Annotated in this window: 21 protein-coding genes; 4 read left to right on the forward strand and 17 right to left on the reverse strand. The window is 27.0% G+C overall.

From position 1 onward, the window contains the following. Positions 1 to 79: 79 nt before the first annotated feature. From BINT_RS03380 to pfkA, 3 genes are all read right to left on the reverse strand, one after another. Positions 80 to 622 carry a class I SAM-dependent methyltransferase gene (locus tag BINT_RS03380; protein WP_014487152.1) on the reverse strand — a complete coding sequence of 181 codons (543 nt, stop codon included), beginning with the start codon at positions 620 to 622 and terminating at the stop codon, positions 80 to 82. 230 nt (positions 623 to 852) lie between these two features. Further along, positions 853 to 1611, reverse strand: a complete 759-nt coding sequence (locus tag BINT_RS03385) for a WecB/TagA/CpsF family glycosyltransferase (protein WP_014487153.1) — start codon at positions 1609 to 1611, stop codon at positions 853 to 855. Positions 1612 to 1640: 29 nt separating this feature from the next. Next, on the reverse strand, positions 1641 to 2621 hold the full coding sequence (gene pfkA / locus BINT_RS03390; protein ID WP_014487154.1) for a 6-phosphofructokinase: 981 nt from the start codon (positions 2619 to 2621) through the stop codon (positions 1641 to 1643). 138 nt (positions 2622 to 2759) lie between these two features. On the opposite strand from pfkA, the gene mgtE reads away from it, so the two are divergent. Beyond that, positions 2760 to 4124 (forward strand): magnesium transporter, encoded by a 1365-nt coding sequence (mgtE, locus tag BINT_RS03395; protein WP_014487155.1) that lies wholly within the window; start codon positions 2760 to 2762, stop codon positions 4122 to 4124. Positions 4125 to 4331: 207 nt separating this feature from the next. Here mgtE and BINT_RS03400 read toward each other — a convergent pair whose 3' ends face one another. The 8 genes from BINT_RS03400 to BINT_RS03435 form a co-directional block, all read right to left on the reverse strand. Beyond that, a complete protein-coding gene (locus BINT_RS03400) occupies positions 4332 to 5717 on the reverse strand; it encodes a sodium-dependent transporter (protein WP_014487156.1) in 1386 nt (461 codons plus the stop codon). Between the two features lie 432 nt (positions 5718 to 6149). Next, complete coding sequence (locus tag BINT_RS03405) at positions 6150 to 6746, reverse strand: hypothetical protein (RefSeq protein WP_014487157.1); 597 nt, start codon at positions 6744 to 6746, stop codon at positions 6150 to 6152. Next, a complete protein-coding gene (locus tag BINT_RS03410) occupies positions 6743 to 7408 on the reverse strand; it encodes an LOG family protein (RefSeq protein WP_014487158.1) in 666 nt (221 codons plus the stop codon). Before BINT_RS03410 ends, BINT_RS03405 begins: the two co-directional genes overlap by 4 nt. A 21-nt stretch (positions 7409 to 7429) precedes the next feature. Continuing rightward, on the reverse strand, positions 7430 to 7756 hold the full coding sequence (locus BINT_RS03415; protein ID WP_014487159.1) for a YbjQ family protein: 327 nt from the start codon (positions 7754 to 7756) through the stop codon (positions 7430 to 7432). Between the two features lie 16 nt (positions 7757 to 7772). Then, the gene (locus BINT_RS03420; protein ID WP_014487160.1) at positions 7773 to 8099 is read right to left on the reverse strand and encodes a YbjQ family protein; all 327 of its coding nucleotides are present in this window, start codon (positions 8097 to 8099) and stop codon (positions 7773 to 7775) included. A 181-nt stretch (positions 8100 to 8280) separates the two neighbouring features. Then, positions 8281 to 8829: a hypothetical protein gene (locus tag BINT_RS03425; protein WP_014487161.1), complete on the reverse strand. Its 549-nt coding sequence runs from the start codon at positions 8827 to 8829 to the stop codon at positions 8281 to 8283. 340 nt (positions 8830 to 9169) lie between these two features. Beyond that, complete coding sequence (locus BINT_RS03430; RefSeq protein ID WP_014487162.1) at positions 9170 to 9472, reverse strand: hypothetical protein; 303 nt, start codon at positions 9470 to 9472, stop codon at positions 9170 to 9172. A gap of 236 nt (positions 9473 to 9708) precedes the next feature. Next, entirely contained in the window at positions 9709 to 10650 is a 942-nt protein-coding gene (locus BINT_RS03435) for an SMP-30/gluconolactonase/LRE family protein (RefSeq protein WP_014487163.1), read from the reverse strand. 166 nt (positions 10651 to 10816) lie between these two features. Here BINT_RS03435 and BINT_RS03440 point away from each other — a divergent pair, with 166 nt between their 5' ends. Continuing rightward, complete coding sequence (locus tag BINT_RS03440) at positions 10817 to 11257, forward strand: RrF2 family transcriptional regulator (RefSeq protein WP_014487164.1); 441 nt, start codon at positions 10817 to 10819, stop codon at positions 11255 to 11257. A 12-nt stretch (positions 11258 to 11269) separates the two neighbouring features. On the opposite strand, the gene BINT_RS03445 is transcribed toward BINT_RS03440, so the two are convergent. After that, positions 11270 to 11938, reverse strand: coding sequence for a Crp/Fnr family transcriptional regulator (locus BINT_RS03445; RefSeq protein ID WP_234944352.1), 669 nt, complete (start codon positions 11936 to 11938; stop codon positions 11270 to 11272). Between the two features lie 275 nt (positions 11939 to 12213). On the opposite strand from BINT_RS03445, the gene BINT_RS03450 reads away from it, so the two are divergent. Both BINT_RS03450 and BINT_RS03455 read left to right on the forward strand, forming a co-directional pair. Continuing rightward, entirely contained in the window at positions 12214 to 13746 is a 1533-nt protein-coding gene (locus tag BINT_RS03450) for a sodium:solute symporter (protein ID WP_041177220.1), read from the forward strand. Between the two features lie 30 nt (positions 13747 to 13776). Further along, positions 13777 to 14940 (forward strand): cyclically-permuted mutarotase family protein, encoded by a 1164-nt coding sequence (locus BINT_RS03455; protein ID WP_014487167.1) that lies wholly within the window; start codon positions 13777 to 13779, stop codon positions 14938 to 14940. A 782-nt stretch (positions 14941 to 15722) separates the two neighbouring features. On the opposite strand, the gene BINT_RS03460 is transcribed toward BINT_RS03455, so the two are convergent. The 5 genes from BINT_RS03460 to BINT_RS03480 all read right to left on the reverse strand — a co-directional run bounded on the left by BINT_RS03460 (position 15723) and on the right by BINT_RS03480 (position 20231). Further along, positions 15723 to 15941, reverse strand: coding sequence for a putative Se/S carrier-like protein (locus BINT_RS03460; protein WP_008728110.1), 219 nt, complete (start codon positions 15939 to 15941; stop codon positions 15723 to 15725). A 2-nt stretch (positions 15942 to 15943) separates the two neighbouring features. Next, on the reverse strand, positions 15944 to 17059 hold the full coding sequence (locus BINT_RS03465; RefSeq protein ID WP_014487168.1) for an aminotransferase class V-fold PLP-dependent enzyme: 1116 nt from the start codon (positions 17057 to 17059) through the stop codon (positions 15944 to 15946). A gap of 17 nt (positions 17060 to 17076) precedes the next feature. Then, positions 17077 to 17649 (reverse strand): sulfurtransferase-like selenium metabolism protein YedF, encoded by a 573-nt coding sequence (gene yedF, locus BINT_RS03470; protein ID WP_014487169.1) that lies wholly within the window; start codon positions 17647 to 17649, stop codon positions 17077 to 17079. 124 nt (positions 17650 to 17773) lie between these two features. Then, positions 17774 to 18268: a CvpA family protein gene (locus tag BINT_RS03475; RefSeq protein WP_014487170.1), complete on the reverse strand. Its 495-nt coding sequence runs from the start codon at positions 18266 to 18268 to the stop codon at positions 17774 to 17776. Next, positions 18261 to 20231, reverse strand: coding sequence for a methyl-accepting chemotaxis protein (locus tag BINT_RS03480; RefSeq protein ID WP_041177221.1), 1971 nt, complete (start codon positions 20229 to 20231; stop codon positions 18261 to 18263). Before BINT_RS03480 ends, BINT_RS03475 begins: the two co-directional genes overlap by 8 nt. Positions 20232 to 20241: the final 10 nt, after the last annotated feature.

Here is a 20241-nt window from a genome sequence, read left to right on the forward strand (position 1 = left end):
ACTATAACTTTAAAGAGTTTATATAAATTTATTTTGTGATTATAAGCGATGATGAACAACAAAAATAAATAATTTTAATCTATTTCATTGATAGAGTAGCCCAAAATGTAGGTATATTATATTCATGAAGTATGCCGTATCCGTTTGTATCTTCATATATATCAATAAGTTTGAATCCTGCTTTCAATTGTCCTCTTACTTGTTCTTCTATTGTATGTGAAAATTGTACTCCGTCATTATTTTTTACAGCATTTTCTAATAGTTTGTTATCTTTCAAAGGATTAAAAGGAAGCTTATATTTTATTTCTTTTCCATTTTCTGAAGTTTCATCGAATATAAAATTTATTCCATTATCTAGACCTGACATAATTATTCCACCTCTTTTTAAAACTCTGAAAGATTCTCTCCACACATGCATAACATCTTCTATATAACAATTTGATACTGGGTGAAAAATTATATCAAAACTTTCATTATCAAATGGAAATGTTTTTGACATATCAGCTTTTACTAGATTTATATTGTAATTTTCTCTTTTTGATACTAGTAAATCGCTGTCTATTTGTTTTTGAGAATAATCCATCAAAGTACATATTGAACCAAGTGCTGCAAAAATAGGCATTTGCTGTCCTCCTCCAGAAGCAAGCCCTAAAACTTTTTATCTCTTAAATCAGGATACCATTCTTTAGGTACATATTTTGTAGGAGTAAGAAGCATATTCCATTTGCCATTTTTTGCATCTAAGAAAGTTTCATGAGTGATAGGTTTTCCCCATTCCCAGCCTTACTCTATCCATTTATCTATTGTTTTAGAATTGATATCTGTATAATACATTTATATCCGTATTTTTTATTAACTATTTGAAGGGATAGTTTGTTTATCTTTTTTAGTTGTAAGTTTTTCAAATAAAACTAATATCCAAAATCTTAAATAATCAATATATAGAAATATTCTGAATATATTCTTTTTAGTATAGAATGATTCATGTTTATTTTTATTTAATATTTCCATGCTAGGAGCTTTTATTTTTCCTGCAAAACTATCTAATGGTTTTTTGAATGGAATAAAGAATTTCATGTCTAGATTTTGTTTATTATTATTAAACCAATATAAAGATTTTTTAAACTCCATATGCATTAAAAATACATCAGGCTCTATCTTTTTGAATCCTATAAATGCTTTATCCAATTCTGCTTTATCTTTGGTATTTTGATAATTACCAAGCATATAAATACCGGGATAAATCTTTTTAATTTTTTCAGATATAGTAAAGAAATATTTTTCTTCATCTCCAAACAAAAACATAGACATCTTTTTTTGTTCTATATAATCAAGAACTCTTGAAAATAAAAGAAATTCATTAATATAATTTAGTTCTTCTTTATGAATAAATTTATAAGCTTTGGCTATAGATGGATGTGCCGCAATTACCAAAGATGAATTTTTTATTATTTCTTTTAATTTTTTATTATATCTTATTTTCAGTAATTTATGCACATCCAAAGATATTATGAGTATGTTTTTTCCATATTTAAGGTAGTCTAGTATTTCTTCAAGACTAACTTTGAAATTATCTATTCTTATTCCTAAAATGGATTTGTTTTCTATCATAATAAATTATAGCCTTTATTTTTAATTAATTATATAGCAAGTGTTCTGCATAATGCTAAGTCTATAGGATCTACTTTAGGTACTTTTTTTACAGCATCAGTTAAAGGAGTGTAAGTGTATTCTCCTTTCCAAATTCCTACAGCAACATTTTTCTTTCCTTCTAATAAAGCTTTAACAGCAATATAACCGAATCTAGCAGCCATTAAACGTTCTCTTGAAGTAGGAGATCCACCTCTTTGCATGTGTCCTAATATAGTGACACGAGTATCGAATCCTGTTTTACCTTCTATTTGTTTAGCAACTTCCATAGCTCCGCCTGACTCATCGCCTTCAGCTACTACTATAATAGAAGATTTTTTACCTCTTTTTTTAGCGATTTGTAATTCTTCTACTATTTTATCCATATCAGTTGTAGTTTCAGGTATTAATATATCCTCAGCTCCTGAAGCTATACCTACTTCTAAAGCTATATAACCAGCATGTCTTCCCATAACTTCTACAACGAAACATCTTCCATGGCTTGTAGCTGTATCTCTTAATTTATCTATGGCATCCATTGCCACATTAACAGCAGTGTCGTAACCTATAGTATAATCTGTACCGAATATATCATTATCTATAGTACCAGGTATTGCAACTATAGGATATTCAGGATGATGATTATAGAAATCTAAAGCTCCCTTATAAGTTCCGTCTCCGCCTATAACGATTAAAGCATCCATTCCATGATATTTCATATTATCAGCAGCTTTTTTCATACCTTCTTCTGTTTGAAATTCAGGAGATCTTGCTGAAAATAGTATTGTACCTCCATGATTAATGATGCCTCCTACGCTTCCAGCATTCATCTGATATACATCATTATACATAAGACCTTGATATCCTTCTTTTATACCCATTACTTCTAAACCATTGGCTATTGCAGTTCTGACAACACTTCTTATAGCAGGGTTCATTCCAGAAGCGTCTCCTCCGCTTGTTAATACCCCGATTTTTTTTATATCAGCCATATTAAAATAACTCCTTTATATTGATAATATTAAAAATTATATTATTGGTTTTTTTTATTATTAATATATAATGTCTATATTATATAATAATAATAAAAGAATTGATATACATAAATATAAAAAAAATATGACAGAAGTATGGTAGAAAATAAAGAATATACTGAAATTATTAATATAATAGAAAATCAAAGATGGGATAAACTCAAATATTTACTTGCTAGCATGCATGCAGCTGAAATAGTTGATGTTATACGAATATTAGACAGCGATAAAAATAGAAGCATAGTATTCAGACTTTTATCAAGAGAGATGTCTGCTTATGTATTTTCCGAATTAGAGCCGGAAGAACAGGAAAAAATTATAATTTCTATGAATGAGAATGAATTAAAAGAACTTATTCATGAAATGAGTCCTGATGACAGAACATCGCTTTTTGAAGAACTTCCTTCCGACATCACAAAGAAAATTTTTTCTTTGATGGGTGAGAAAGATTTAAATATTACAAGGCAGTTATTAGGATATCCTGAAGACAGTATAGGACGTATAATGACTCCTGAATATGTTGATGTGCTTCCTGATTATACTGTTAAGCAAACTTTAGAGTATATTAGAAAATACGGTAAAGATTCGGAAACTTTTGAAGTTATATATGTAGTTCAAAAAGATGATACTTTAATTGGTTATATTTTGTTAAAAGATTTATTATTTGCAAGTCAAGATGATAAAATAGAAGACCTTATGCATACTGATATAATATATTTGTCAGTATATTCGGATCAAGAAGAAGCTGTTAGGGTAGGAAGAAAATATGACTTGCTTTATATACCTGTAGTTGATTCAAAAAATGCTTTGATAGGTATTGTTACTATAGATGATATATTCGATATAGCTGAAGAAGAGGATACAGAGGACTTTCATAAATTGGGTGCTATTAGTATTGATGATGATTTCGACAGCAATATAAAACAGGCTAATCCTATCGTACTTTATAAGAGAAGGATATTTTGGCTTTTTGTTTTGGTATTTGTTAATATTGTATCAGGATATGTAATAGGTATGTTTGAAGAGACTATAAGCAAGTATGTTTCTTTGATATTTTTCTTACCATTACTTATAGATAGTGCGGGAAATGCTGGTGCTCAGTCATCAACTCTCATAATAAGAAGTTTATCTGTGGGCGATGTTAAAAAAAGTGACTGGCTTTTTATGCTTGGAAAAGAGATATTAGTTTCTACTACTTTAGGGCTTACTATGAGTGTGGCTGTATCTTTGATTGCCATTTTTAGGGGAGGCTTAATCATAGCATTGGTTGTATCGCTTTCTATGATATTGGTTGTTGTTATAGGTAGTTTAATAGGTTTATGTCTGCCGTTTTTATTTGTTAAGTTTAAAAAAGACCCTACGACAAGCAGTGTGCCTCTTGTTACTTCTATATGCGATATCAGCGGTACTGCTATATATTTACTGCTTGCCACTACAATACTCACAAACTTTTCTAAATAGTTTTTAATATTTAAATAGCGAATATATTTTTAATAATTTTCAATAATAGACTTGTTTTAAAACTAATTTTATTATAAAAAACAAAAATATAATTTTATTTTTGATAAAATATATTTGTTTCAGTATATATTAAAAATGCATATAGTTATCAATATTTCCTTCATTATTAATAAACTATATGCATATTAAATTTTTAATTCTAAAAAATCATTTCAAGAAAAATCTGTTTATATATTCATATAAAAATATTGCTAATACTATAAAAGGAAGTATATAACTAATATAGAATCTTAATTGACGAGGGAACTTGATGCCTTCTCCTGTATTAGCTTCTTTTAAAAAGTTATCGAATCCCCATCCGAAATCTCTTGTACAGAAGAATAGAGTTACCAAAGCACCTAAAGGAAGTATATTATTTGATACTATAAAATCTAGTAAATCCATTATAACGGTACCTTCTCCTAGCGGATTTATATTAGATAATATATTAAAGCCTAAAGTTGTTGGCAGGCTAAGTATGAATAACATTACAAATAATATAATAGAAGTTTTTTGTCTTGTAATTTTGAATTTATCCATAATAAATGAATATATATTTTCTAATACACCTATTATAGTAGTAAGGGCTGCCATTGCTAGGAATAAGAAGAATAATGCTCCCCATAATCTTCCAAGAGGCATAGAATTAAATATATTAGGTAATGTTACAAAAGCAAGTCCGGCACCTTCACCGGGATTTACACCGAAAGCAAAGCATGCTGGGAACACTACAAGTCCGGCAAATAAAGCTACCATAGTATCCAATGCTATAATTATTAATGCTTCTCCTGTAAGTGATTGTTTTTTATCTATATAGCTTCCAAATATTGCCATTCCTCCCTGACCAACACTCAAAGAGAAAAATGCCTGTCCGATAGCAGCATAAAATATTCCTATGAATCCTGTAAGTCCGTTTCCAAATAATTTATTTAAATCTGGCACTAAATAGAATTTCAATCCTTCTATAGCACCTTTTAAAGTTAATGCTCTGATTATAAGAAGCATTAAAAGTGCAAACAATGATATCATCATGAATTTACTTGCTCTCTCTACGCCTTTCTCAAGTCCGAAAGAACATATTATTATACCTATCAATAAACTTATTCCCATCCATAATGTTAATGTAGAAGCACTTCCTAAAACTCCGTTAAAAAAATTACCAACTTCATTTGCATTAAGTCCTTCAAATCTTCCTGAAAGCATAAAGTAAAAGTATGATAAACACCATCCGCATATAGTTGTATAAAACAGCATAAGAAGAACATTACCAAGTATTTGAACATATCCTATTTTATGCCAATTATGTCCTTTCTTTTCAAGTTTTTGAAAAGATGTTGCTATATCATGACCGCCTGCTCTTCCAACAGCGAATTCCATTACCATAGGAGCTACACCTAATATAATTATTGATATGATATATAATATTACAAAAGCACCGCCGCCGTATTGTCCTGTTATATATGGAAATCTCCAAACATTACCCATACCAACTGCACAGCCTGCAGATACTAGTATAAATCCGAATCTGCTTCCTAGTTTTTCTCTTTTTTTCATCGGTATACACTCCAAATGATTATGACAATTTTTATTTAGATTATACTATATATTATAAATTATTAAAACTTATAATCATAAAATTTTATTCACATACCCCGCCCTTTATATTTTTAAGCTTAATTTACAATTTATAATTCAAATTATATTTTCTGTTTTTTATTAGAAATTTCAGCACCCACCCAAGTTGGGATTAGGGTTAAAAATCTATTTAACGCACGGTGAGCTTTGCTATGAATATAATTAAATTTGTATCATAATTTTATCTTTATTTTTTATTTTGCTTAGCGTGCGTTGAGATAATTTTTATTTTAATAAAAACTAGGGTGGGCTGCTATATTTTCTTGATAGGCTATAAAGGAATAGGAAGTTAAAATTTTATATTAAAGCAATAAAGAAAAAGGGTGGGGCGTTAGAAAAAAGTTTTATTTATTATTTTGATGAATATATTTCTTTTATTTTAATTTCATCATAGAAAGAAATTCTATATGAATAATGCTTCATAACATTTTCTAAAGTATCCAAATCAGGTTTTATATATAATGATACGCTTGCAAGCTCTGATGACCACCAAATTATATACTCTTCAAAAGGCTTTTTATAAAATGAGTAATGCTTTACATCCGTTTTTGTTATCTGACCATATTGAAAAGTAAGCTCTTCTTTTATATTGTTAATGTCGGCCATAGTTACAGGATTGTAGAATGAAGGATTATTGTATATATCACCTATATGATTGCATATCTCTATTCTATAAAGCTCATTATTGTAGAAATATAAATAATATGCCAATTTTTGAGTATCATTTTTATATATATTAAGAACAGTATTATTTTTTAATTCAAATGATTCAAAAAAATCAGCATATACATTTAGATTATAATTAGTAATTTTATTATCAGCTTCTTCAATGCTCATTCCAAATTTTAAATCTTTATAACCATTTAAATCAAAAAGCTCCGGTAATTGAGCAAATACTATATTTATGTTGATTAATAAAATTACTATTATATATCTTATATATTTCATTTTTGTTTATTTTGATGAAAAGAATTAATTATATCTAAAGCAGCCTGAGGAGTTTCAGCATATTTTATTAAGTTTAAATCCTCAACATCTATATAATTTTCTTTAATCATATCTTTTTTTATCCATTCTATTAAGTCAGTGTAATAACTAGAATTCATAACTATTAGAGGCATTCTTTCAAGAACCTTTGTCTGTATTAAAGTGAGAGTTTCAAACATCTCATCCATAGTACCGAATCCACCGGGAAATATTATTACAGCTTTTGCATATTTTAAGAACATCACTTTTCTAGCAAAGAAGTATCTAAATTTCAATTCTTCTTTAACATAAGGATTAGTTTTCTGTTCAAAAGGAAGTTCTATACATAAACCTATAGAACCAGCATTAGCATCAAAAGCACCTCTATTTCCAGCTTCCATTATACCAGGACCGCCTCCAGTTATTATATCATATTTATTTTCACCTAATAATTTAGCAGTTTCATAAGCTAATTTATAGTGTGGATGATCTTCTGAAGTTCTTGCACTTCCAAACATAGAAACGGCATTTTTGTAGTAGGACATAGTTTCAAATCCTTCTACAAATTCTCCCATTATTCTAAATATACGCCAAGATTCATTAGGCATATCAGAATTCTGCAATTCATAAGTTTCTCTTCTCACTCATAAACCTCCTTATTTTTATTATTTTATTATTACAGCAGTACCATAGGCAATAACTTCTGTAGTACCTTCCATTACAGATGAAGAAGAATAATGTATTCCTATTATAGCATTGGCTCCTAATTTTTTAGCTTCTTCTATCATTCTTTTAGTTGCTATTTCTCTAGCTTCATTAATCATTTCAGTGTAGCCTTCAACTTCACCGCCTACAATATTTTTAAGACCTGCAAGCAAATCTTTTCCTATATGTTTAGCCTGAGCTATATTTCCTTTAACTAAACCTAATAATTCATAATTATAATTGCTTGGTAAATAATCAGCTGTAAATAATTTTATATCGTTATCCATTTTTACTCCTCATAAATTATTTCAATACAATAGCAGTACCATAAGCAACAACTTCTACAGTTCCAGGAAGTACAGAAGATGAAGAAAAATTAATTCCTATTATAGCATTAGCATTTAATTTCTGAGCTTCTTCCAACATTCTTTTTGTAGCTATTTCTCTAGCTTCATTAAGCATTTCAGTGTAACTTTCAACTTCACCGCCTACAATATTTTTAAGACCTGCAAGCAAATCTTTTCCTACATGCTTAGCTAAAGATACATTTCCTTTAACTAAACCTAACATTTCATAATTATAATTGCTTGGTAAGTAATTAACAGTAAACATTTTGATATCAGCACTCATTTGTGAATCTCCTAGTGTATTATAAAATATTATGTTAATTTCTCGGAAAAGTATAAATATACTTAATGATTTTTTATAATAATGATTATGATTAAAAGTTTTGATAATTAAGGCTATAAAAAAGGGCTACTGTCAGTGACAATAACCCTTCTATATTTTATTATTCATTAATTAATATTTTTTATTTCATTATGCCCCATTCTTTCCATAATTGAACAGTGTAATTTTCTTCTTTCTGAGAAACATCAGTATTTATGAATTTAGGATTATAAGCAGAATTAAATAAAGATTCTTTACTATAGCCTGAATTGAACAAGAATTCACTTTGTGAAGGTGCATTGATGAATAGTTCTAATTTTTGCTCATCTAATAAGATATTAATAAATAATTCAGGATTTTGATTAATAATATTAAATAGTTCAGGGTTATTGTCAAAAACTGTAAACAATTGAGGGTTTTTATCCATATTATTAAATAATATATCTGCCTCTTTTTCAGATTTAAACAATTGACTGTTATTTTCTAAAAAAGAAAATAAATATTCATTTTCATTGGCTGTATTAAAATTTCCAGTATTTTTTTTATCTTTAAAACGATCTCTATATTTTTTTAAGAACGAATCAAACCAATCCCTATTTGTCGATTCTTTTTGAGCAACATCGTTTTGAGCATAACAGAACAATGAGAATAATAAAACAAATAAAAATAAGAAAATTATAAACTTTTTCATTGTGATTCCTCCTATTATGATAAAAGTTTTAATTATATTCTATAAATATTAAATAAAAAAATCAATATCAAAATATTTTGATAAAAATCTTCCTATTTATAATAAACAAAAATATAATATATTTGTCAAAAAAATAATAAATTATTATATGAATTTTTGTTATTTTTTATGATTATAAACTAATAATTGTATAAATTTAATTTATTTTAAAAAACAGGATTGCAATTTTTACATTGCAATCCTGACAACCATTTCTAATTTATAAAAAATTGATGTTAATTAGAATAAAAATAGGAATAAAAAAATAATAAAATAAAGTTGATAATATAAATTATATTTTCTATTTCATAATGCCCCATTCTTTCCATAATTTAACAGTTTCAGGATCATTTGGTAATGATTTATTTAAATTAGTATATGATACTCCTTTATATCTATTTGTACCAAATATATTATTTGAATTGGAATATGGTTCAGAAGGAAAGAAAAAACCGAGTAATTTTGGTTGATAATCTATGTCACTAGGGTATTTATATAATTTGTCGTTTTTATAGGTTTCTGTATTGTTGTTTTCTCTTTGAGCATAGCAGAATAATGAAAATAAAAGAATGAATAAAAATAAGAAAATTATAATTTTTTTCATAGTAATATCTCCTTATTATAAAATTCATATTTAAAAGATAACAAAAAAATATTAAACTTAGTAAAAAAATAATGATAATGTATGGTATATTTTTATGTTGTTTTATAAATATTATGTATAATAAATGTTATAAAAAATATACAATAATTATATAATTGTTTATGAATTTTATAAAAAAACATCTCCTATATTTTAATAAATTTTATATAGGAGATGTATATAAGAAGTGATTTGTTTTATAATTGTACTTTTTTTATTAAACTAGTTGAAAGTTCAGGTATATAAATAACATTATTAACTAAATCTATATCAGCAACACCACTTAAAGAACCTTCAATTTTTTCTAATTGTTCTTTAGTATTTAAATCAAATACATATATGCATGCATTATTATTAGCACCATTTTCACCCCAATCAGAGACATATAATTTACCGTTAGCTATAGCAATACCGTCTAAAGCACCGGCACCTAATCTTGAAGCTGTCCATTTAATTAAACCTGTGCCGTCTGTTTTTAAAGTATAAATATCTCCTCCGTTAGCATCGCCTCCGAATGTACTTCCAGCTATATATAAAACTCCGTTATCTAAGAAGATACCATTAGCTCCAACTACTCCTGTTACAGATGAAGTTATAGATAAAGCTGAATTGTTATCTACTTTAATAAAATGAACTGTTGAAGCTCCTGTATCAGTTAATGCTACAGTTGCAGGATCTATTACTACAGTATCATTTAAGAATTTAGAACCTTCTATAGGAAGTTTTGTTATTATTTTATTTTCTTTAATATTAGCCAATACTAAATTTCCTGTCATAGAGCTGTCATTAACTTGATCAGGAATAATGATAATATCATCAGTTAAGAAAGAAAAACCTTTAGGGCTGTCTAATTGTCCTTCAAAAAGTTTCTGAGGATTAGAACCGTCTTCATTAGCTACAATTATAAATCCGTCTGCTGGGGCATTAGGATCTCCCAAGTTAGCTATATATAATTTTCCGTTTCTGAATTTAATACTTTCAGGTGCAGCTAGTCCTTCAACATTAATAGCTGCTGCTTCTTTTTTAGTTGGTTCTGCTTTTACTGTATTCTCAGTTGTTGTCGCTTTGTCTGCATTATTTGAACATGATACAGCAAATAAAAAAGCTGATAGAATTATAGCACTCAAAAATTTACTCATTTGTAAATTCTCCTTATTAGTAAAAATTTTTATTAAGACTTTATAATATTTTTATAATTATATCAATGAAAAAGTGTAAAAAGATTGTTACCAAAATGATTACAATTATTTTTTATTCTAATATATTTATTGACTATTATTATTTTTTGATTATATTTATAATACTATGAAAATTAATACTAAATTATCAGTTGCTGCACATATAGTTTTGTGTATAGCATTTTTTGAAAATGAAGGCACTACATCTCATTTGCTAGCAAAAAGTGTAAGAACTAATCCTTCTATAATAAGGAAGATTTTATTAAAACTTCAGGAGGCAGGAATAGTTGAAACCAATAAAAAAGGCAGCAGACTTATAAAAGATGAAAAAGATATAACTCTTCTTTCTATATATGAAGCTGTATTTACAGAGGAGGAGAGGGGGCTTTTCAATTTTCATGAGCCTAATCATATATGTCCTGTAGGCTGTGCTATGTTTGATGTTTTGGGTGAAGAGTTTAATAATGTAAGACTTGATTTTGAAAAGTCTATGTCTAAAATAACTATTAAACAAATAGCCGATGAAGTGAGAAAAAGAAAAAAGCATTTAGATTTTATGAATAAATAATTTTAAAATAAATTAATTTTTTATATTTATAATGCTTATTCTGTTGCCATCTAATTCTATAATATTTTCTTTTGATAATCTGTTTAATTCTCTTGATAATGCACTTCTGTCTGCAGATATAAACTCTGCTAATTTATCTCTATTGAATGGTATAATTATATTTTTAGATTTTTGAATATTTTCCATATATTTAATGTATATTATTATTTTGCTTCTTAAACTTTTTTGACTTAGAATATCATTTTTAAAAGCTAGGAATTTATTTTTATCAGATATCACTCTTAATAAATTATGAAGAAATATATTTTTAGTATTATTATCATTTGCATTAAATATATTTTGTATATTTATTTTAATTAATTCTGTATTTTCTAATGCTAAAGCTTGTATAGATGAAACTTTATTTGTAGAAAAAGCGAATGCTTCTGCAAATATATCTCCCTGATTCAATATATTTACAATGTTTTTTCTAGTGTCATCATATTCCTTTGAAATTTCCACTTTTCCTTTCAATATAATATATATATTCTCTACTATATCGCCTGTATCTATTATTATATTTGATTTTTTAAAAGATTTTTTTTGTATTTTTAAATCTTCTAAAATATTAATGATTTCATCTCTGCTTATATTACTAAATACTTCTGATTTTATTAAAATATCTATATAGTCATTCATCATATGTTAATTTAAAATATTAATATTATTGTTAGCTAATACTAACATTTTTTAACAAAAAATCAATATTTTTATTATTTAATTATGATTTTTTTATATAATTATGTTGATTTTTGCAACTTTAAGTAATAAATAAATGATTTTTAGTGCTTTTTTTGTATAATTCTAATTTTTTATTATAAAATTTAATTTATTTTAATATTTTATTGACAACACAAATTTATTTGACTATACTATAATTGTTCACGTGAACAATATTATTTATAGGAGAACTAAATATGGCTTGGCATTGGTTTGACTGGATAGTCATCGGACTATATTTCGTCGTAATGTTTTTAATTGGTATGTTCTTTGCTAGAAGAACAAAATCTACAGATGATTATTTCAAAGCTGGAGGAAGGGTTCCTGCTCTGGTAACAGCTATGAGTATTTACGCTACAGCTTTATCATCTATTTCATTTATAGCTATACCTGCTTCTGTTTATAATAACAGCTGGTTGCTTGGTATGGCTCCTTTAGGTATTATTTTAATGGTATTATGGGCTGCTTATACTTTTGTACCATTTTTTAGAAGAGTTAATGTTACTACTGCTTATGAATATTTAGGAAGAAGATTTGATAATTCTTTTAGACTTGTTGGTAGTTTGACATTCATACTTTTTCACGTTGTAAGAATGGCAATAGTTATTTATCTTCCTACATTGGCAATACAGCAGGTACTTCCTGATCTTAACCCTGTTTTAATAACAGTTATAGTATCAATATTCTGTGTTGCTTATACATCTATGGGAGGTATAGAGGCAGTATTATGGTCTGATGCTATACAAACAGTTGTACTTCTTTTAGGTGCTTTCTTAGTAATCATAGTAGGTTTCTCATCTGCTCCTGAAGGAATAGGTCAAGGATTCAAGCTTTTAGCTGATGATGGAAAAATCATTAGCCCTGATTTCTTCTCATTAGACTTAGCTAAATCAAGTATTTGGGTTATGATAGTTGGTGGATTTGTTAACTCTATTTACTCTTATGTTGGTAGCCAAGATATAGTTCAAAGATATGCTACAAACAAAGATGAAAACGAATCTAAAAAAAGTTTGTTTATGAACGTTCCTTTACTTTGTACTAGTGTAATAATATTCATAGGTATGGGTTCTGCTTTATATATTTATTTCCATTTCAAAACTACATTACCAGAAAATGTTAATGGTAACGCTATACTTCCTTACTTCGTTGTAAACGCTTTACCAGTTGGTATATCAGGACTTGTAATTGCTGCTATATTCGCTGCTGCTCAATCTACAGTATCATCTAGTTTGAACTCTGTTTCTACTTGTATGACTGCTGACATATTAGAATACCTTAAACCTGGTATGGAAGATGCTTCAAAATTAAAATTTGCTAGATTATCAAGCTGGATAGTTGGTATATTCAGTACATTACTTGCTATTTACTTTATATTTAATGGTCAAGGTGATATGTTCCTATACTTCCAAGCTATAACAGGTCTTTTAGGTGGTCCTATAGCAGCTGTATTCTTGGTAGGTATATTCTTTGATAAAGTTGAAAGTAAAGCTGTATGGGTTGGATTTATACTTTCTGTCATAGTAGCATTCTATGTTAGCGATCCTGCTGGTATGCTTACTAAATTTATACCTGGCTATGCTAAACCAAAAATCTTTGAGTTTATGATTTCATTCATAATCATAGGTGTTGGTGTAATTGGTTCATTATTAGCTTCTTTTGCTTTTGGAAAACCATCTGAAGAGAAAATAAAAGGTTTAACTTATTCTACTACTATTAAAAATAAAAAGTAATAAAAGTAGAGTTATTATAAGGAAATAGAAATGAAAAAAATTGGTTTAATATTTTTATTTATATTTACTATATTTGCTTTAAGCTGTTCAAGTAATACTGCAGCTTCTTCATCAAATACTAATGTATTGGATTCAAAAGTTGATAAAAAAATAGTTTGGGAAATGGGCGGACATTTGCCTGCTCAAACAGGAATGGAAAAAAACATTGGTACTGCTGGGGTTTTATATGGTTCTTTGGGTGGTAAATATATAGTTGTCGGCGGCGGTGCTAATTTCCCTAATGAATCTGTACTTAATGGCGGAGCTAAAAAAACTTATTCTGATATTTATATGCTTGAAGATAAAAATGGAGTATTAGAAGTTGTTGAGCATATTAATTGGGAAAATGAGTTGGGATATGGTGCTTCTGTAACTGTTACAAATGGAATATACTATATCGGCGGTTCTTCTAATCCTGAAGCTGATGATGATATATTATTCATTACTTTAAAAGATAATAAATTGAATGTTGAAAAAATCGGAGATTTACCTTTCACATTACAAAATGGTGTAGCTGTTTATAAAGATAATAAATTATATGTTATCACTGGTAAACAAGCAGGTAAAGGAAGCAATAAAGTTTATGAGTATGATTTAACTACTAAAGAAGCTAAAGAATTAGCTCCTGTACCTGGTGAGGCAAGCAGAACTCAGGCAGTTGCTCAGTTATTAAACGGTAATATATATGTATTTAGCGGCGGTGATGCTACTGCTTATACAGACGGATATAAATATGATTTTGAAAAAAATACTTGGGAAAAAATTGCTGATGTAGCTTTGAATAATGAAGGAATATCTTTACTTGGTGCTGTATCTGTTAAACTTAATGAAACAGAAATGCTTGTTATAGGCGGATTCAATAAGGCTGTTTATGATGATGCTGTTTATAATTTAGGAAATCTTAAAGATGCAGCATTAGCTGATTTCAGAGCTAAATATTTCGGTGCTGATCCTTATGAATTTAATTGGAACAGCAATATATTAATTTATAATTGTGAATCTAATACTTGGAAGACAATAGGGGAAGTTCCTTTCGATGCTCCTTGCGGTGAAGGTTTAATATTGATAGGAAACAAAATATATTCTATCAATGGTGAAATTAAACCTGGTATTAGAACCGACAAAATGTATGTTGGTACAATTATGGCTAAATAAAGACACTATCTATTATTAAAAGTTTTCCATAAATAAGGGCTTACTTAATAAAAAGTAAGCTCTTATTTTTTATTATTAATAGTAAATATATTTTAAATCCAAGCCTTTATGTTTTTTATTTATACCTAAACAACTATATTTTGTCAAAAATAAATTTATATTTTTGTTTTTATATCTGGGGCTTTGCCCCATACCCCAGTTCTTTTACGACCGAAGGAAGTACTGTAAGTATTGGTATAAAAGAACCAAAAATGCATTTTTAGTCTAAATTTAGGTTATACCATACATTTAATACATATGTTTTTGATATAAAGTTCTAACAATTACGTTTTCGCAAAGCGTATCCGAGCTTGTCGAGGATATAGCTACTTTGACGAAGTCCGCAGAGCGTGTGCGGCAAAAAAGTTGATAATAATTATATAATGTGTAGTACTCGGCAAAATGAAATCATTTCAGTATATATACATATAAATGTTTTCATTATTTCTTTGTTTAATTTATAAAAGCATTACCATCCAAATTTTATTATATTTTTTATCTTATTCAACGCACGGTAAATGGATTTTTATATTTAATGAAATTGAAAATTATTGTTTTGTTTATATATATAAAATTGCTTAACGTGCGGTGATGAATGCTATAATTTCTTTTAAATTTTGGGTGGGCAGCAAAAATAACAGATTAAAATTTAAAAGAAATATAATTTAAAAATTACATAAGCAGTAGAAAACCTAAGGGGCGGGATTACAGGAATAACCCAATAATTTAATTATGATTTAAAATTATTCCATATCTTTAATAGTTACTACCAAACCGGCAGCTTCAAGTAATGATATAATATATAATTTATCTTTATCTTCTATATCTATAGCCATATTGCATACTCCAAATACAGGTTCAGGGGCAGGGCGAACAACAACTTCTATTCCTGCATCTAATAAAATTTTTTCAGCCTTAATCAAATCTCTTGGAGTCTGTAAATAACAAAAACTTTTTACCATAATTACTTTCCTAATACATTTATTAAATATTCTAAATCTTCTTTCGTTGTATAAGGTGAAAAAGAAAATCGTAAAGCACCGTTATCATTTTTATAAAAGTTATGGGCTAAAAATGAACAATGAAAACCATATCGGCATTCTATATTATAATCTTCATATAACATATGAGCAAAATTAGCCATATTTATATTGTTATTAATATCCGCTATAGAAAATAAAAATCCTTGCGTATCTTTATTTTTAGACCATATAACTTTATATTTATTCATATTCTCTATTTTTTTTATTGTGTTTATAATATCATCTATATTTATATTCCAATTAGGTCTGTTTTTTAAAGCTGCTAAAAGTCCTATTATTCCAACAGTATTCGGAGTACCTGATTCGTATATTTCCGGTATACTGTAAGGTGTTTCATAACCATCACCAAAACCGCCTCCGAAATATGCCGGATTTAACTTTTCAGGATTTTTAACATAGAATCCGCCTGTTCCTGTAGGACCAAGAAGTCCTTTATGTCCTGTAAATGCTATAAAATCTATATTCCATTCATCAGCTTTTATATCATGTATGCCTACAGATTGAGTGGCATCTACAAGCAGAGGTATATCTCCTATAGTTTCTTTGATTTCTTTTATAGGCTGTATCACTCCGCTTATATTGCTTTCCATATTAATAATAACTAATGATATCTTTTCTTTTTTTATTATTTCATAAAGAGCATTTATATCTATTATGCCTCCATCTAAAGAGGGTATTATTTTATACTCTACATTTTTATTTATACTTAATTTATGTATAGGTCTTACTACGGCATTATGCTCCAAAGAAGATATTAATACTTTACAGTTATTCAAATCAAGTCCTATAAGTATATCATTTATTGATCTTGTAGCACCTGGAGTAAATACTATATTTGAGGTATTTTTTACCCCCAAAAAAAATTCAGCTAGCAATTCTCGGCATTCTTCTATTTTTTGAGTAGTTTCTTTTCCTCTTTTAGTATTAACCCTTCCATAAGTGCCGCCTACATTAATTAAGAAATTATGCATTTCTTCTGCAACTTCTTTAGGCTTTGGAAAACTTGTTGTAGAGTTATCAAAATAATAATTTTTCATGATTATAAATAAATTAGTTATGCTCTTATAACAGCAGAAGCATTGCCCATAGCCTCTATAATACCAAGCATATTAGTTTGTTCTTCTACTTTTATATCATTCAATTCATAGAATTTAACACAAGTACCGCAGAAAAATATTTTTATTCCAGCATCTCTTAATTCTTGTAATAAAGTTTTGTAAGGCTCTTCAACACCCAAATAAACCCCTCCATTATAGCAATATAATGCTTCAGGTTTTGGATTAGCATCTTTTAATGCTCCTAAAAATGCTTTTAATAATAATTCGCCTAATTCATCATTTCCCTGTCCCATAACTTTTTTATCTACAACAGCTATAACAGGACCGGAAGATTTTTCTTTACTAGTATCATTAGAAGATAAATCTTTATTTTTAGTAATTTTAAAATTCATACCTTCATTTTTATATGTTATACCATTATTATTTAAAAAGTCTGTAATATTGTGAAATGCCACATCATCATCGATTAATACTTCTATTTCTTCATTTAATGCGGCATTTGTTATTGCAGTTTTTGTTAAAATTAATGGTTTTGGGCAAGGTATGCCTCTAGCATCTACTGTTTTCATATATTTACTTCCTTAAATAAAATTTGTAATGATTACTATATGATATATTAAAAAAAATTTATTGTCAATTAATGTATTTTGTGTATTTGAATAAGATTTAATAAAATATGATAAATATTTTTTATTATGCAATGAAATTATATATAAAATACACCATGTAATTATCTTTTCCAAATGCTGAAAATACATTATGGAATATGGCAAATACATAATTTAATACAATTGATTGTGAGAATAATTGAGTATTTTCAGGTGATAAAGTGATGATTATACCAACTATAAAATAAATAACAGCACTAGATATAAATAATAATGCAGCTGCCCCAATTATTCTATCTACCCAAGAGAGATATATTATTTTTAAAATATCTTTTATACTTTTTTCTACTTTTGAAAGTATTATCCTTGTGATAGAGTAGGTAGCTATCAATGATATTATTTTTAATATAATAGAATGATCAAAATATTTAGACATATGATTATATATTAATGGCGCTATTATAAATGTTATAATTATTGCTATAACAGGAATAATTATTGATATTAGTCCCCTATATAATCCGTATATTAAAGCAAAAATTAATATTGCAATTAATAGTATATCAATATTACTAAACATTTGATGATTTCTTCAATAAAGCTATTATAGGAGCAAATGTAAAGCTGCTTTTCTTTCTATGTGTGTTAATAATATTTGATAATGCCTCTATATCAGTATGAGAGAATGAAGAATAATTTCCTATTTTCTTAGTTATTTCATTAAGCTCATCTTTAGATTTTATAACATTATTAAAATTATTAAATATTTTATATACATCTTGGTTCTGATATTCTATTTTAGAGTTTAGATTATTTTGAACCTCAAGCATAGCAGATATATTTTCTTTTATAGACAAAACTATTAAATTCTGATTTACTAATATATTTGACATTACATCATTATACTGTTCTAGAGATTTGAAATGACTTAATTTTTTAGAATCAGTATTTATATTATTTTCCATTTCTTCAATAAATTTATCTATAGTATCTGATATTCTATTAATTTCTTTTGCTATTATTTTACATCTATCTTTGATATAAAATGAAGAATTTTCTATCATAACTAATCCGGCAAATATATCTGTAAGCATTTTTTCTATTGAATCTGTACCTTTAGATATTTCAAATGATAAAGCACCTATTTCTTTAGCTACTACAGAGAAGCTTTTACCATAAAATCCAGCTTTAGATGCTTGAATTCCAGCATTAATTGATAAAAGATTAGTTTTATTAGTAATAGCTTTAATATATTCTATTGTATTATATATAGATTCTGTGATACTATTTACATCTTTGAATTGATTTGCAGATTCTACTATGGCATTCAAAAATTTACTTGAAGTTTCTTTAAAACTTTCTTTTATAAGTCTTAAATCATTTTTCAATGACATTATCTGCTCATTAGAGAAATCAGATTCTTTCATATTAGAAATAGTTTGATTCAATACTCTAAAATGCTCCTGCATTTGTGATTTATATTTGTCAAAGAATGTAAATATAGTATTTGTGTATTTTAATCCGTCTTTAATAATATTCTTTTTACTATTTTTAGCATCCATTAATCTGTCATTAGCATCTAAAATAGAGTCTATTTTTGAACTTATTATATTATAAGCATCTTTTGCTTCTTTATCTATTTCGAAAACGAACATAGATGTATCCATCAAATTCCTATCTATGATATTTAATTGTTCAGATATTCTATCTATATTATTCAATGTTCTAAGATTTAGATGTAATTTATTATTTAATACACTTTCTTTCTTTATTGATTCCAAAGCGTTTTTAGCAAAAGATGAGAATATGGATATAGATCTAAATGATGATGATATTACTATGGCAAATCCTATTCTATCAAAACCAACATTCTCTATAGTCTTTTCTAAATATAAATATCTTACTATTAACACTAATGCTATAACTACTGATATAGTCATAATAATATTAGATTTATAATCATAATTTATTATCATATCTGCCAAAGTTGATATAAACATAATTGTAAATACTAATAATATGATATAGTTTTTAATTAAATAAAATAATCCAACAGATTTTATATAATATGAATTGCTTTCTGATTCATAGTAGTTAATTGTAGCTGTAAAAAATTTATTAGGATATATTATACTAACTATTATTAATGCTAAAGATAGTATAACTACAATTATAAATATAGTGTTATTTAAATTTATAAGATTTTTATTTCTTGATATAAAACTTTTAGAGTTAATAGGCATTAAAGCCACAGCGATTAGTATTATTATATTATTGGTTAAATATAAAGCTATTGATAAATTAGGATTAATTTTATTTGCACCATAAGTACATAAAAATATTATAATAAGAGATATAATATTATATATAAGTATAAATGATAAAGTAACTGAAATAGTTATATATATACCTTTTTTTGTTTTTATAGATAATAGTAAATATATCATAATAAAAACTGACATTAGTGAAATACCAATGATAGGTGCTAACAGCTGAATCACTGTTATATTGTATCCATATATTAAATTTGAAAATATATTCATAGCTATTCCT

Source organism: Brachyspira intermedia PWS/A, from assembly GCF_000223215.1.
GTDB lineage: Bacteria > Spirochaetota > Brachyspiria > Brachyspirales > Brachyspiraceae > Brachyspira > Brachyspira intermedia.